At 72.3% G+C, this 13,301-nt stretch carries 16 protein-coding genes; 5 read left to right on the top strand and 11 right to left on the bottom strand.

The genetic code is table 11. From position 1 onward, the window contains the following. Positions 1 to 35 precede the first annotated feature (35 nt). The gene (locus tag QSK15_RS00330) at positions 36 to 638 is read left to right on the top strand and encodes a bacterial proteasome activator family protein (RefSeq protein ID WP_030331726.1); all 603 of its coding nucleotides are present in this window, start codon (positions 36 to 38) and stop codon (positions 636 to 638) included. 2 nt (positions 639 to 640) lie between these two features. Here QSK15_RS00330 and QSK15_RS00325 read toward each other — a convergent pair whose 3' ends face one another. The 3 genes from QSK15_RS00325 to QSK15_RS00315 form a co-directional block, all read right to left on the bottom strand. After that, a complete protein-coding gene (locus tag QSK15_RS00325) occupies positions 641 to 1,453 on the bottom strand; it encodes an HAD family hydrolase (protein WP_285792383.1) in 813 nt (270 codons plus the stop codon). After that, a complete protein-coding gene (locus tag QSK15_RS00320) occupies positions 1,453 to 2,274 on the bottom strand; it encodes an HAD family hydrolase (RefSeq protein ID WP_030331724.1) in 822 nt (273 codons plus the stop codon). The genes QSK15_RS00325 and QSK15_RS00320 overlap by 1 nt, the downstream gene beginning before the upstream one ends. A 479-nt stretch (positions 2,275 to 2,753) precedes the next feature. Continuing rightward, on the bottom strand, positions 2,754 to 3,491 hold the full coding sequence (locus QSK15_RS00315; protein ID WP_285792382.1) for a hypothetical protein: 738 nt from the start codon (positions 3,489 to 3,491) through the stop codon (positions 2,754 to 2,756). Between the two features lie 131 nt (positions 3,492 to 3,622). Here QSK15_RS00315 and QSK15_RS00310 point away from each other — a divergent pair, with 131 nt between their 5' ends. The 3 genes from QSK15_RS00310 (at position 3,623) to QSK15_RS00300 (ending at position 5,402) form a co-directional block, all read left to right on the top strand. Then, the gene (locus tag QSK15_RS00310; protein WP_210859572.1) at positions 3,623 to 4,054 is read left to right on the top strand and encodes an OsmC family protein; all 432 of its coding nucleotides are present in this window, start codon (positions 3,623 to 3,625) and stop codon (positions 4,052 to 4,054) included. 171 nt (positions 4,055 to 4,225) lie between these two features. Next, on the top strand, positions 4,226 to 4,573 hold the full coding sequence (locus tag QSK15_RS00305; protein ID WP_030331721.1) for a metallopeptidase family protein: 348 nt from the start codon (positions 4,226 to 4,228) through the stop codon (positions 4,571 to 4,573). A gap of 106 nt (positions 4,574 to 4,679) precedes the next feature. Further along, on the top strand, positions 4,680 to 5,402 hold the full coding sequence (locus QSK15_RS00300) for an AIM24 family protein (protein ID WP_030331719.1): 723 nt from the start codon (positions 4,680 to 4,682) through the stop codon (positions 5,400 to 5,402). Positions 5,403 to 5,470: 68 nt separating this feature from the next. Here the strand turns inward: QSK15_RS00300 and pheA are convergent, their stop codons facing one another. The 5 genes from pheA to QSK15_RS00275 all read right to left on the bottom strand — a co-directional run bounded on the left by pheA (position 5,471) and on the right by QSK15_RS00275 (position 8,965). Further along, a complete protein-coding gene (gene pheA / locus QSK15_RS00295) occupies positions 5,471 to 6,427 on the bottom strand; it encodes a prephenate dehydratase (protein WP_285792381.1) in 957 nt (318 codons plus the stop codon). Positions 6,428 to 6,437: 10 nt separating this feature from the next. Further along, the gene (locus QSK15_RS00290) at positions 6,438 to 6,932 is read right to left on the bottom strand and encodes a hypothetical protein (RefSeq protein WP_285794282.1); all 495 of its coding nucleotides are present in this window, start codon (positions 6,930 to 6,932) and stop codon (positions 6,438 to 6,440) included. Between the two features lie 207 nt (positions 6,933 to 7,139). Beyond that, positions 7,140 to 7,529: an ACT domain-containing protein gene (locus tag QSK15_RS00285; protein WP_285792380.1), complete on the bottom strand. Its 390-nt coding sequence runs from the start codon at positions 7,527 to 7,529 to the stop codon at positions 7,140 to 7,142. 73 nt (positions 7,530 to 7,602) lie between these two features. Continuing rightward, positions 7,603 to 8,061, bottom strand: coding sequence for a hypothetical protein (locus QSK15_RS00280; protein WP_285792379.1), 459 nt, complete (start codon positions 8,059 to 8,061; stop codon positions 7,603 to 7,605). A 166-nt stretch (positions 8,062 to 8,227) separates the two neighbouring features. After that, on the bottom strand, positions 8,228 to 8,965 hold the full coding sequence (locus QSK15_RS00275) for a hypothetical protein (RefSeq protein ID WP_030331709.1): 738 nt from the start codon (positions 8,963 to 8,965) through the stop codon (positions 8,228 to 8,230). A 163-nt stretch (positions 8,966 to 9,128) separates the two neighbouring features. Here QSK15_RS00275 and QSK15_RS00270 point away from each other — a divergent pair, with 163 nt between their 5' ends. Next, entirely contained in the window at positions 9,129 to 10,346 is a 1,218-nt protein-coding gene (locus tag QSK15_RS00270; protein ID WP_285792378.1) for an arginine deiminase, read from the top strand. 15 nt (positions 10,347 to 10,361) lie between these two features. Here the strand turns inward: QSK15_RS00270 and QSK15_RS00265 are convergent, their stop codons facing one another. From QSK15_RS00265 to QSK15_RS00255, 3 genes are all read right to left on the bottom strand, one after another. Beyond that, entirely contained in the window at positions 10,362 to 11,249 is an 888-nt protein-coding gene (locus tag QSK15_RS00265) for a DUF5926 family protein (protein ID WP_285792377.1), read from the bottom strand. A 59-nt stretch (positions 11,250 to 11,308) separates the two neighbouring features. Continuing rightward, positions 11,309 to 11,728 (bottom strand): ATP-binding protein, encoded by a 420-nt coding sequence (locus QSK15_RS00260; RefSeq protein ID WP_285792376.1) that lies wholly within the window; start codon positions 11,726 to 11,728, stop codon positions 11,309 to 11,311. Positions 11,729 to 11,795: 67 nt separating this feature from the next. Continuing rightward, positions 11,796 to 13,250 carry a PAS domain-containing sensor histidine kinase gene (locus QSK15_RS00255; RefSeq protein WP_285792375.1) on the bottom strand — a complete coding sequence of 485 codons (1,455 nt, stop codon included), beginning with the start codon at positions 13,248 to 13,250 and terminating at the stop codon, positions 11,796 to 11,798. Positions 13,251 to 13,301 lie beyond the last annotated feature (51 nt).

The following is a 13,301-nucleotide window of genomic DNA, read 5'->3' as shown; positions in this document are numbered from 1 at the left end:
TCCCGGGGGGCATGGCTCGCGCCCACTGGGTAAAGATGGACCCCATGACCGAAGCGCGCTCAGCTGGACAGAACGACGAGCCCGGCCCCGACGACTCCGGCCAGTCCGGCACCGTGGTGGTGGTCGGCCCGGACGGTCGGCCGATCGGCACGATGCAGACCGACGAGGGCCAGGGCGAGGACCCGACCCGCCTGGTCGAACAACCGGCCAAGGTGATGCGGATCGGCAGCATGATCAAGCAGCTGCTGGAGGAGGTGAAGGCCGCACCTCTCGACGACGCCAGCCGCCACCGGATGCGGGAGATCCACGAGCGGTCGATCGTCGAGCTCAAGGAGGGCCTCGCCCCCGAGCTGCGCGACGAGCTGGAGCGCATCTCGCTGCCCTTCACCGAGGACAAGGCCCCGAGCGAGGGCGAGCTGCGGATCGCGCACGCCCAGCTCGTCGGCTGGCTGGAGGGCCTGTTCCACGGCATCCAGGCCGCGCTGGTGGCCCAGCAGATGGCCGCCCGGGTGCAGCTGGAGCAGATGCGCGGCGGCCGGCAGGCGCTGCCCAGCGGCCCCGGCGGCATCGTCCCCGGGATGCCGGGCATCGGCCAGCCGGGCGGCGGCGAGGGTCACAACACCGGTCAGTACCTCTGACCTCAGTCCACCCCGAAAATCCCCTCCAGGTACGCCGCCACGCCGTCCTCGGTGTTCGCCGACGTCACGTCGTCAGCGACCGCCAGGACGGCGCGGTGCGCGTTGGCCACCGCCACGCCACGGCCGGCCCAGGTCAGCATCGGTACGTCGTTGGGCATGTCGCCGAAGGCCAGCACGTCCGCCGCGGCCACCCCGAGCTGGTCGCAGTACCAGGCCAGCCCTGCCGCCTTGGTCACCCCGGCCGCGGAGATCTCCACCAGCCCCGAGGACGACGAGTGGGTGGCCTCGGCCAGCCCCGCGACCGCCGTGGCGATCAGCTCGGCGAAGGCGTCCGGGTCCTGCTCACCGGCACGTGCGAGGAGCTTCACCGCCGGCACCGAGAGCAGTTCCTCCGGCGTTTCGATCGGCCTGATGCCGTCGGCGTCGGCGTCCCAGCGCAGCGGGTAGTGCGCCTCGTGCCGCATCTCCCGGCTGTCCAGGATCTCCACGGCGAAGCTGATCCCGGGCACCTCGGCCCGTAGCCTCCGGGCCACCTCCGCCAGGTGCTGTGGTGCGAGCGGGTCGGCCCGCACCACCTCGTCCTCAAACGGGTCGTAGACCACGGCTCCATTGGCGCAGACCGCCGGCAGCGGCCGGGCGAGCTGGTCGTACACCATCTTGAGCCAGCGGACCGGACGGCCGGTGACCAGGACGACCGGCGTGCCTCCCGCGGAGATCCGGGCGAGCAGGTCGGCGGTGCGCGGGCTGACGGTGTGGTCGTCGCGGATCAGCGTGCCGTCGATGTCGGTGGCGACGAGGCGGGGCGTGTTTCCCATTACCGGGACAGTAGCCGGTCGAGATACACCGCCACCCCGTCGTCGTCGTTGCGCAAGGTCACCTCGTCGGCGACGGCGCGCAGCGCGGGGTGCGCGTTTGCCACTGCCACCCGCGACCAGCCGGCCCATCCGAACATCGGCAGGTCGTTGGGCATGTCACCGAAGACCAGCACGTCGGCCGGGTCGACCCCGAGGGTCTGCGCCACCACTGTCAGCCCGGTCGCCTTGTCCACGCCGGGCGGGCAGATCTCGACGAAGCCGAGCCCGGCCTGGGTGAGCGTGGCGACCTGCGGCGGGATGATCTCGCGGGCCACCGCCAGCAGCTCGTCCACGTGGTGGTCGGCGGTCCGGGCGAAGGCCTTGATCACGTCGGAGGCGAGACACTCGTCACGGGTGCGCGCCTCGAAGCGGTCCTGGTAGGGCCAGCTCTCGTGGTAGTCGCCCCAGAGTGGGGCGTCGTGCTCGTCGGACGCCTCGACCATGACGGTGAGCGGGCCGACCTGCGCCTCCAGATCGGCGAGCAGCCGGGCCAGCACCTCGGCGGGCAACCGCTCGTCGCGGAGCACCACCGGGCCGCTCGGGTCGCTCTGGTCGACCACCCATCCGCCGCCGGCCATCACCAGGAAGTCGGCGGCGCGGATGTCGTTGCGGGTCAGCTCGCTCAACCGAGGGCCGCGTCCGGTCGCGCCGACCACCGGAATTCCGGCGGCGCGCACCCGGTCGAGCACCCCATGGGTGTACGCGGAGACGGTGTCATCGCTGCGCACCAGCGTCCCGTCGAGGTCGGTCGCGATCAACTTGGGCAGTCCCGGGCGGGTCATCGTTCCTCCTTCGCCCGCCGCCGTCGCACCTGCCATGGCCAGGGAGAGCGCGGCCCGGCGTGACGGCGGGCAGCAACCGTACCTCGCGAAAAGGGCCGCAACCATGGCTTCCAGGCGAATCGGACCCCAACCCCCGGCGCCCCTGCGGTGTCCCCCGCGCGCCGCAGCCTTTTCGCGCTGCTTCTGCTTCCTCGCGCTGTCCGCGATCTCGCGCTTTGGGTCGCCGGGCTGTTTTGTGGGCCTTATGTCGGGCTGTGAGCGGAGGCCGGTGCGACCGCCAGTTCCCCGCTCATCCCAAGATCGTGCTCAGTCAAGGAAGTAGTGGCCCGCCGGCGCACGGATACCACTACATCGATGTTCAAGCACGATCTTGGCGGGGGTGAGGACGCGGGCGCGGTGGGGCGGGCTGTTATCGCCGTGGGCCGGGGTGACGCTGGGGGTCAGCGCTGGGGGTCAGCGCTGTGGGTCAGCGCTGTGGGTCAGCGCTGTGGGTCGGGGCGGGTGAAGGGGGCGGCGGGGGTGACGGTCAGGTCGGCGGGGGCGGGTAGGCCTTCCTCGATCGGGTCGGGGTTGCGGCGGCGGCGCCAGGGGCGCGGTGCGGGCCTGTCGGCGGGCCGGTCCTCGTCCGGCGGGCCGAACGCGCCGGTGGGTGCGGCAGGCGTCAGCCGCAGGGCGGCTGCGAACAGCACGCAGGCGGCGAACGCCATCACCAGCCCACGGCCGTACTCGGCCCGGAAGCCGTCGTCGGGCGAGTAGAAGAAGTCCCGCTGACTGGGGTCGTCGAGGGTGGCGGTGGCGGCCACCAGCAACGCCAACAGGGCACCGGCCAGCGCGAGACCGGCCAGCCGGGCGTTCGGCCGCACCGCCGCCGTGCCCCGCAACGCCAGCACCACCGTGCAGACGAGGCCGAGCAGGCCGACCAGGTAGCCCACTCCGAAGCCACCGACCTCGGACACCCCGGCGGGCACCTCGATCGTCGAGTTCCCCTCGGGTCCGCCGTTCGGCAGGCTCATCACCAGCCACTCACCGAGAAGTGAGGCGATCGCGGCCACCGCGCCCAGACCGGCGAGCAGCAGCGGCAGCCGAGGATCCTGCGCGAGGCCGGCCAGGGACCAGGCGAACCGGCCCCGCCGGGTCGTGTCGACGGCACCCCACTCGATCACGGCCGGGGCCTCGGACCGGTCGCCCTGCCGGGGGATTGGAAGCTCCTCGGACATCGGCCACCCTTCCGCCGGTCTCGGGCCTGGGTCGCATCATGGCACAGCAAGCTGGTGGTGACAGGGATCGCAGGGCTGGCGAGCGCGCCGGTCTGTCGCTCGGCGGTCGCGTTTCCGCTAGCGTTTGCCCCATGCCAATCCGTACCGCTTCAGCACAGTGGCAGGGCAACCTCACCGAGGGCGCGGGCACCGTCCGCACCGGTAAGGGCGGCCTGTCCGGCAACTACTCCTTCAAGTCGCGCTTCGAGGAGGGTGAGGGCACCAACCCCGAGGAGCTGATCGCCGCCGCGCACGCCGGCTGCTTCTCGATGGCGTTCTCCAAGGCGCTTGCCGACGCGGGCTCGACGGCCACCTCGGTCGAGACCACCGCCAAGGTGCACCTGGACAAGACCGACGCCGGCATGACCGTCACCCGGATCGACCTGGAGACGGTCGGCCAGGTCCCGGGCATCGACGAGGCGGAGTTCCAGAAGCTCGCCGAGGCCGCCAAGGCCAACTGCCCGATCTCCCGCCTGCTCTCGCCGGGTGCCGAGATCACCCTCAGCGCCCGCCTGGCCGCCTGAGCAAGCCGAGCCACACCGCGTACGTCCACGGAAGAAGCCTCCGCCCGTTCCCGGGTGGTCGCTTCTTCCGTGCGGGTGCGAATGACGGCGTGCGGGTGTGAGTGACGGCAACGGTCGTCGAGCAGAGCCGGGCCGCCTCCCCCCGCGTCGGGCACAATGGGCGAGGTGCCGGTGGAGATGAGCCGTGAGCGCTTCGAGGAGTTGGTCGGCGAAGCCCTCGACGAGGTGCCCGAGGAACTGCTCGGCCTGATGAACAACGTGGTGATCCTGGTCGAGGACGACCCGCCACCGGGAGAGGCCGACCTGCTCGGCCTCTACGAGGGGCATGCGCTCACCGCGCGCGGTTGGGACTACTCCGGGGTGCTGCCGGACCGGATCTTCATCTACCGCCACCCCATCCTGCGGATCTGCGACAACGACGAGGACGTCATCGACGAGGTGGCGGTGACCGTCGTGCACGAGATCGCCCACCACTTCGGCATCGACGACGCGCGGCTGCACGCGCTCGGCTGGGGCTGAGCCCGCCGCTCGACGGCCGCGACGCGCCGCCCAACCGATGGCCGGTGCTTGCCGGGGTCGCCTACCGTCGGTGCAGCGAACGCGACCCTATTCAGGAGGCCCTTTCATGCGCAGCGAGCTGTTCTCCACGGAAAATCTGGAGAAGGAGTCCGCGCAGCCCGGCATGCGGTTGCAGAACTCCAAGATGTTGAAGATCGAGCTCAACGGCGAGGCCATGGCCCGGGTCGGGTCGATGGTCGCCTACCAGGGCAATGTGCAGTTCCAGGCGCTGGGCTCGGGCGGGCTGGGCAAGTTCCTCAAGCAGAAGCTCACCGGCGAGGGCGTCCCGCTGATGAAGGTCTCCGGCCAGGGTGACGTTTTCCTCGCCGAGTTGGCCAAGGACGTGCACATCATCGACCTGGAGCCGGGCGACGCCCTCTCCATCAACGGCAGCAGCGTGCTCGCCTTCGACTCCACCCTCCAGTACGACATCAGGATGGTCGGCGGTGCCGGGATGGCGTCGTCATCCGGCCTCTTCAACTGTGTCTTCAGCGGCTACGGGCGGATCGCCATCACCACCAAGGGCACTCCGGTCGTGCTCAACGTCGACGCCCCGACGTACGTCGACCCGCAGGCCGCCGTCTGCTGGTCGGCCAACCTCCAGACCGGCTACCACCGGGCCGAGCAGCTCGGCCTCGGTACGCTGCTCGGCCGTCGCACCGGTGAGTCGTTCACCATGAGCTTCGCCGGTCAGGGCTTCGTCGTGGTGCAGCCGTCCGAGGAGCCGCCGGTCATGGGCAGCGGCCAGCAGCAGCAGGAGGGCGGCCTGCTCGGTGGCCTGCTGAGCTGACCACGGCGGCGGCGCTGGGCCGACCACGGCGGCGTGGGCGCTCCCGGTCCTCGGGGGCGCCCGGCCGGTCAGGTCAGCTCACCGGTGCGCAGTCGGGTCAGCCAGGCCGCCGCGTCGGCGTAGTCGACGTCGGAGAGGCCGGCCGGCGCGGGGACCGGGCGTTGGCCCGCCGTCCCGGCCCACCGGTGCCGGGGGTAGGAGCCCAGGAAGCGGACGTCGGCACAGACCCGACGCAGCCCCTGCAACGCCTCGCCCAGGCGTACGTCGGCCACGTGGCCCGTGCAGTCGAGGAAGAAGACGTAGCGGCCCAGCGCCTCGCCGGTCGGGCGGGACTCGATCCGGGTCAGGTTGACGCCCCGGACGGCCAGCTCCATCAGCACGGACAGCAGTGCGCCGACCCGGTCGTGGGCGATGTAGACCGCGAGTGAGGTGAGATCGTCACCGGTCGGCGGCGGGGGTGGCCCGGGGCGGGACACCAGCGCGAACCGGGTCACCGCGTCCGGGTGGTCGGCGATCTTGTCGGCAAGTGTCGTGAGCCGGTGCCCGGAGGCACCGATCGGCGCGCAGATCGCCGCGTCGTACTCGCCAGTGCCGGCACCGGCGGCGGCCGCACCGTTGGAGAGCACATCGACCACCACGGCGTCGGGCAGGTGGTTGCGCAGCCAACCCCGGCACTGGGTGGACGCCTGCGGGTGGGCCGCCACGGTGTGGATCGCGGTCAGCGAGGTGCCGGGCCGCGCGGCGAGCACGAACTCCACCGACAGGACCACCTCCCGGGTGATCACCAACGGCTCGCCCTCGGCCATCTCGTCCAGCGTGACGCCCACCGCGCCGCCGATCGAGTTCTCCAGCGGCACCAGCGCGGCGTCGGCGTCGCCGGCCCGGACGCTGTCCAGCGCCTCGCCGACGCTCCGGGCGGGCGTACGGGTGCCGCGCTCGGCGGCGGGCAGGGAGCGCAGTGCCTGCTCGGCGAAGGTGCCCTCCGGCCCCAGGTAGACGAATCGCGTCGGCGGTGTTCCCGGCATGCCGATCAGCCTACGCACCTGGCCCGTTGGCCGGGCCGGCGTCACAGGCCAGGGTGCGGATTCCGGCCGGACTGACGGCGCGTACCTCGATGGTGCAGACGTCGGTGCCCGCGGTTACCAGCACCGGGGCGCTGGGCTTGCCCCGGGTGACCACCTGGAGTTCCTCGTGCCCGGTCACCTCCATCACCGTGAACTGCCAGTCGCCGGCACAGAGTGGCCCGGTGCGAACCCGCACCCGGACGTTCGCCGGCAGTACTCCGGCCTGGCCACGCAACAGTTGCAGCACCCGCTGCCCGGTCGGCCCGTTGCGGCACGCGGTCGCGACCAACCCGGCGTCCGCGGTGGGCGTCACAGTGGCGGGCGGCGGTGCGGTGGGCGGCGTGGTCGTGGGTGCGGTGCTCGGGGCGGGCGTCGTCGGGCTCGCGGTGTGCGTGGGCACGCCCGTCGGCTCCCCCAGCCCGGGTGGGGCACCGCAGCCGGCCAGCACCGCGACGGCGAGCACCATCGGCAGGACCCGGGTGATGGTCGGCGTGGGTACGCGATCCGCTGCTCGCTCGTCAGTCGCCGGTGGGGGGTGAATCGTCGCCTGCGGTGCGGGGGGAGCGGGGTGGGGTGGGGTGAACGGCACGGGCCGATCCTCGGGACATCGGAGAATTCGTCGCGGCCGGGGTGGCCGAGCCCATCGTAGGGTGAGCGGCCGATCGGGTGAAGGTCAACCGGTGACGCGGTGCCCGGCACGCTGGAGCGCCGCCGTTCCCTCGGTCAGCCGGACGGTCGGCACCAGCAGATAGTCGGTGTCGAACGTGGAGAACGTGACGGCGCTGACCCGGGCCTCGGCGAGCGGGTCGACGAGCGCGGCCAGGCCGCCGGCGCCGGCCAGCGCCACCGGGGCGGTGACCCGCAGACAACGCCAGGTCGTCTCCAGCACGGCCTGTGCCGGTGCCCGGTCGATCGGGCAGATCACGGAGATGCCGTCGGAGGTCCAGCTCACCGTCACCACGTCCGCGCCGCGCAGCCCGCTCGACAGCGCGTACGGCAGGGTGCTGCCGGCGGCCATTCGGCACACAGCGTACTCCCCCGGCAACAGAGCGATATCGAGCATGAAGGCACCCTACGGCCTTCCGGCGGGCCCGCCCGGGCAACGCCGCGTGCGGCACACGACACTCCGCCGCAGGTCAGACCTCGGAGAAGAAGGTGAGTGAACCGGCCACGGTGCCGTCGGTGAGCACCGGAGTGGAGATCGCGTCGACTGTCGCGTCGGAGCTGTTCGCCGAGGCGGCCTGCACCCGGAGCAGCCCACGGGCCAGCCGGCCGGAGGAGAGCGCCAGCAGGGGCGGGATCTTGTCGATCTCGGCTTCGGTCAGCTCGCCCCGGTTGGCGGTGAAGTCGAGCAGGCGCAGCCCGCCGTCGAGCAGCGGTCGGCCGATCAGCCCGTCCGGCTCACCGAGGCAGAGCAGGGCGCAGCCGGCCGTGGAGATCGCCACCACCCGGGTGTCGGCGTCGATCAGCAGACACGGCTCATCGGCCCGGGAGACTGTCGACGACCATTGGCCGACGTTGTCGGACTCCGGCTCTGTCGAGGCCCGCGCCGCCGGCACGAACGCTTCCGAGAGCGAAAGTTCGACGTGGGCCACCGCGCCTCCTATGTGCACCGATCGACTGTCCACGCTAGCGGGTCGCCGACGGAATCACCGAGCGCACCGGGTCACCGGGCCGCGCGGAGTTGCCCGAGGCGACCGGTGACGGCGCGGAGACCGGTGAGGTGAGGGGGACCGGAGCCGCGTGGCGTCGCCGGTGACGTTACCGGCGGTGGGCCGGCTTGTCAGCGGCCGTTCGGCCCTCGTCGTACCACCGGTAGTCGGCCGTTGGACGGTACGTGCCGTTCAGCCAGGTGCTGGGGTGCTGTGCGACCCGGGAGAGCTTTTCGGCGGTGGCCGGGCTGATCCGGCTGCCTCCGGCCACGAGCAAGCGGTCCAGTTCCCGGTGGGTGGCCATCAGACAGTCCTTCGGAAGGCCGTAGACGCTGATGACGCCGGAGCCGACGAAGGTCAGCACCGGCGTCACCGGGACGGGCAGCCCCACCGCGTCGGAGAGGGCCTTGCTGGCCCGCTTGGCGTCCCGGCGGGACTCCGCAACGTACGGGGGTCGTTTGCCGTTGATCTGCACGACGTCGCCGGCGACGAGCACCCTGGCCCGGCCGTGGTCGGCGATGGTCACGGCGAAGAGACCGCTCGGCCCGATGGCGAGGAACCCGGCCCGGTCGTCCTGCCCGCGGTCGAGCACGTCTGTCACGTCGGTGCGCGGCCACTCGATCACGTGCCAGGCGGGCCCGAGATGGTCGAGCTGGCCCAACGCCCGTGCCCCGGCCGCCTCCAGGCGGCGGGCACCCCGCTCGGCCCGACGGCGGCGGGCCCATTCGAGCGGTGTCGGACGGACCGGTTCCAGAACCCCCGGCGCCTCGACGCGGGGGTGTGGCACCGCGACGGGCGGCAGTGCCCGAGCGGACGGTACGGCTCGTCGTGCGGGAAAGACAGTCATCGCGACCTCCGGCAAAAGGTCCCTCGAAGTTATGTCCTCACTACCCTACGTTGCCACTACCGGTGTTCGGCAAGCCGGAACGCCGGAGTGACTGTGGATGAATGCCATATTCATCCACAGTTCTTTTCTCGGATGCCGCTAAACCCTGCCCTACGCTGCGGGAGTGACCCACTACGTCGACAGTGAAGTCGGGCGGCTCGGCACCGTACTGCTGCACCGGCCCGGCCCCGAACTGGCCCGGCTCACCCCTCGCAACAACGACTCGCTCCTGTTCGACGCGATCCCCTGGGTGGGACGTGCCCAGGAGGAGCACGACGCGTTCGCCGCCGCCCTGCGCGAGCGCGGCGTCGAGGTGCTCTACCTGGCCACCCTGCTGGCCGAGACGCTCGCCGTCGAGGACGCCCGGGCCGAGCTGACCGAGGAGGTGCTGCGCTCGCCACGGCTCGGCGACACCCTGCGCGCCCGCGTCGCCGACCACCTCTCCTACCTGGACCCGGCCGCCCTGGCCGACGTGCTCACCGCCGGGCTGGCCCACGAGGAGTTGCGGATCAGCTCGGAGCGGCCGGGTGGACTGGTCTACACGCTGATGGACCGACACGACTTCGTCATCGACCCGCTGCCCAACCTGCTGTTCACCCGCGACTCGTCGCTGTGGATCGGCGACCGGGTGGGTGTCACCAGCCTGGCCATGCCGGCCCGCCGCCGAGAAACCACACTGACCGACGCCATCTACCGCCACCACCCCCGGTTCGCCGGCACCGAGTTCGTCTACCGCCCCAGCCTGGAGCACCTGGAGGGCGGCGACGTGTTGCTGCTCGCACCCGGGGTGCTGGCGGTCGGGGTGGGCGAGCGGACGACGCCGGCAGGTGCCGAACGCCTCGGCCGGCAGGTCTTCGCCGCCGGCCTGGCCCACACCATCCTGGTGGTGCCGATCGCCCAGGAGCGCGCCACCATGCACCTGGACACCGTGTGCACGATGGTCGACGTGGATGCCGTGCTGATGTATCCCAACATCGCGAGCACGCTGTCCGCGTACACGGTGATCGCCGGCGGGGACGGCGAGGACCCGCGGGTGGACGGGCCGGCACCGTTCCTGCGGGCCGCCGCCGACGCGATGGACCTCGACCTGCTCCGGGTCATCGACACCGGGCTGGATCCGGTCACCGCCGAACGCGAGCAGTGGGATGACGGCAACAACACCCTCGCGTTGGCCCCCCGGCTCTGCGTCGGCTACGAGCGCAACACCGAGACCAACGCCCAACTGGAGCGGGCCGGCATCGAGGTGATCCCGATCGCCGGGTCCGAGCTGGGCTCCGGTCGGGGCGGGCCGCGCTGCATGTCCTGCCCGATCACCCGCGAGCCGCTACCCGTCACCGGCTGAACGGGACCGCCCGGCTCAGCGCAGGGTGAGCTGGCGGCCGAGCAGCCCTTGACGGGCCCGACGGTCGGCGGCGTCGAGCGGGTCGGTGACGGTGAGCGCCTCGGCGTACCGCTTGGCGAACTGCGCCACCGGCTCCTCCCACTCGGCCGCCGGGGTGTCCTCCGGCAGGTCCCAGACCGGTACGAGTCGACCGTGCGCGCGGAACATGCCGGCGAACTTGGTCTGCTCGCCGAGCGTCAGGGTGCCGGCCGCGCCGAGGCGGGCCAGCGCGTCGAGGGCGGCGTCCTCGTCGTCCGGCAGCACCCAGCGCACGTGCGCCTTCTCCGGCACCTGACACCAGTACGCGGCCTTCGCCGCGGTCAGCCGCACCGTCGGGTAGATGGCTGCGTTCGCCCGCTCCAGCGACGCCTGGACGGTCGGGTCGTCGGCGGCCCCGGGGTCGAGCCAGAACTCGAAACCGTCGTGCATGGTGATGTCCAGCGGACCGTCCACGAGGATGTCCTGCAGACGGGGCCCGGGCCCGGGCAGTGGCGGCACTGCCACCTGACCACCGGGCTCGGTGCGCAAGCCGCTGAGCAACGCGTCGGCCAGATCCCGGGAGACGTCGCCGGACTGCTGGTGGCGCTGGAGACCGATGAGCACCCGGCCGTCCGGCTTGGTGATCGCCGGGGCGGCCATCGGCAGCACCGTGGCGAGCGTCACCGCCCGGTCACCGAACTCCTCGATGAGGGCGGGCGCCAGCCGCAGCGGGGCGGAGGCGGCGGGCACCAACTCGCGCAGCGCGATCCACTCGGACTCGTCGACCAGCCCGTCGAACGGACGCGGCACGAAGACGTCCCGCACCTTGTCGCGGCGGGGGGTGGTGTCGGCGGCGGTGCGCTGGCTCTTTCGACGCTTACTCACGGCGTCACAGCCTAGAGCCCCGAGCGGATCGCCGTGGCCGGGACCCGCCCGAGCCGTCCTCAGCCCGCCGGCACCAGGTCGGGTCGAGGTGCCGGCGCCAGGTCGAACTCCGCCCAGACGCGCTGGCCCATGCCGTCCTGTTCGACGCCCCAGCGGGTGGCCAGGCCGGCCACGATGTGCAGCCCGCGCCCGTCCGCCGAGTCCGGGCTGGCCGTCCGGAGCCGGGGCCCGCCGGTCGCGCCGCCGCCGTCGGTGACCCGCAGTTGGATCAGTGCGCCCTCGGCCGAGGGCCGCAGCCGCCAGGCGACCCGGATCACGCCGCCGGGCAGCGGTCTGGCGTGCCGCACCGCGTTGCCCACCAGCTCCGCGAGCACCGCGATCAGGTCCGCCAGGAGCGCCGGGGGTACGGCGTCGGCCAGTTCGGCGGCGAGCCGGTGTCGGGCCAGCCGTGCCCCACCCGGGTGGTGGGGAACCACCACGCACCAGGATTGATCCCTCGCTACCGCTGCCGCTGCCACCGTCGCCTCCACGTCGCGCCACCCTCGGTCAACCGCGTGGTAGCCGCACCTCTGCGACCGTACCGCCGCCGCCCCTCGGACGTAGGGATACCCATCCATTCTGCTGTTCAACGATCCGGCGGACGAGATAGAGGCCGAGCCCGGCACCCGGGTAGCCGCGACGGTCACCGGACTCGCCCTGCCAGAACCTGTCGAAGGCTCGTTCCACGTGCTCGGGTCGGATGCCGATGCCCTGGTCGCTGACCCGGAACGCGACCAGTTGCCCGTCGACCGAGGCGGTGATCTCGATGGGTGAGTCCGGTGCCGAATACTTACCGGCGTTGGTCGTCAACTCGGTGAGCACGGTGGCCAGGCTGGGCCGGTGACCGAGCGCCTTGGGCAGATCGCCGGGGAGGCGGAGCACCAGCCGGCGGCGCAGCTCCGACGGCAGGTCCACGACGGCGGAACGCAACGCCTCGCCGAGGTCGAACGGGGTGGGAGGGTCGTCGCCCGGCCCTACCTCGGCGGCCGAGCTGAGCAGCCGGTCGACCAGTCGGGCCAGCTCGTTGGCGCGTTGCCCGATCACGCGGGCGGCCTGCCGGCGGTCGATGTCGGTCAGCGACTCCCAGTGGTCGGTGAGGGTGTCCGCGTAGCCCTTGATCACCGTTACCGGGGTGCGCAGCTCGTGACTGGTCACCGCGACGAACAGCTCCCGGTCGTGGTCGCGGCGCTGCTGGTCGGTGATGTCGCGGAAGGTGACCACCCGCAACGTGCCCGGCCCGGGCAGCTCGCCGGAGGTGATCCGCAGCCAGCGGCCGTCCGGCAGTCGGTGGTCGCGAACCTGCCCGGAGGGCGGCAGTGGGAACGGTAACGGGTGGCTCAGCGCCTGCTCGACCGTCCGGCCGGTGACCTGGGCGGCGGCCGGGTTCCAGAGCCGGACGTGCCCGTCCCGGTCGACGACGGCCAGCCCGTCGGCGAGGGCGGCGACCACCGGTCCGTCACCGTGCACCGGCAGGCCACTCTGGTCGCCGTACATGTGCGCGACGCAGGACGCGAGGTAGCCGACCACTCCCTGCTGCTCGGGGCCCGGCTCGTCGTCGGCGCGATAGAGCGCGTGCAGGCTGCCGACGGTGTGACCGCCGATCTCGGCCCGGGAGACCACCATCCGGCGCAGGCCACTGCCGGCCAGTTCGCCGGCCAGCTTGCCGTTGAGGTCACCCACCCGCACCTGGCGCACCCGTGGCCCGGCGAGCAGGCAGACGGTGTCCGGGTCGTCGACCGCCAGTGGTCGGCCGAGGGCCCATTCGGCCGCGCCGGTAGCAGCGATCACCCGGCCACCTGTCGGACCGAACTCGACGAACGCCATCCCGGTCGCGCCGAGCGCCGGCTGGGCCACCCGGAGCAGCTGGGTGAGGACCGGCAGGCCGGCGTCCCCAGAGTTGATCATCTCGATCACGACGGTGTGGCCGGCGATGAGAGCGGGGAAATCGATACGCTCCGGCATGTGCCGAGTCTGCCCCGCCGTCCCGGTTTTGGGCACCCCCGCCCGGCCGAT

Source organism: Micromonospora sp. NBRC 107095, assembly GCF_030269705.1.
GTDB classification, from domain to species: domain Bacteria; phylum Actinomycetota; class Actinomycetes; order Mycobacteriales; family Micromonosporaceae; genus Micromonospora; species Micromonospora parva.
The sequence above is the reverse complement of the archived record's forward strand: the minus strand, read 5'-3'. Positions and strand labels throughout refer to the sequence as shown.

Coding starts and splice junctions, on each gene's coding strand:
- QSK15_RS00330 (WP_030331726.1), top strand. CDS start 36: ATGGACCCCATGACCGAAGCGCGCTCAGCTGGACAGAACGACGAGCCC.
- QSK15_RS00325 (WP_285792383.1), bottom strand. CDS start 1,453: ATGGGAAACACGCCCCGCCTCGTCGCCACCGACATCGACGGCACGCTG.
- QSK15_RS00320 (WP_030331724.1), bottom strand. CDS start 2,274: ATGACCCGCCCGGGACTGCCCAAGTTGATCGCGACCGACCTCGACGGG.
- QSK15_RS00315 (WP_285792382.1), bottom strand. CDS start 3,491: ATGTCCGAGGAGCTTCCAATCCCCCGGCAGGGCGACCGGTCCGAGGCC.
- QSK15_RS00310 (WP_210859572.1), top strand. CDS start 3,623: ATGCCAATCCGTACCGCTTCAGCACAGTGGCAGGGCAACCTCACCGAG.
- QSK15_RS00300 (WP_030331719.1), top strand. CDS start 4,680: ATGCGCAGCGAGCTGTTCTCCACGGAAAATCTGGAGAAGGAGTCCGCG.
- pheA (WP_285792381.1), bottom strand. CDS start 6,427: ATGCCGGGAACACCGCCGACGCGATTCGTCTACCTGGGGCCGGAGGGC.
- QSK15_RS00290 (WP_285794282.1), bottom strand. CDS start 6,932: ATGGTGCTCGCCGTCGCGGTGCTGGCCGGCTGCGGTGCCCCACCCGGG.
- QSK15_RS00285 (WP_285792380.1), bottom strand. CDS start 7,529: ATGCTCGATATCGCTCTGTTGCCGGGGGAGTACGCTGTGTGCCGAATG.
- QSK15_RS00275 (WP_030331709.1), bottom strand. CDS start 8,965: ATGACTGTCTTTCCCGCACGACGAGCCGTACCGTCCGCTCGGGCACTG.
- QSK15_RS00255 (WP_285792375.1), bottom strand. CDS start 13,250: ATGCCGGAGCGTATCGATTTCCCCGCTCTCATCGCCGGCCACACCGTC.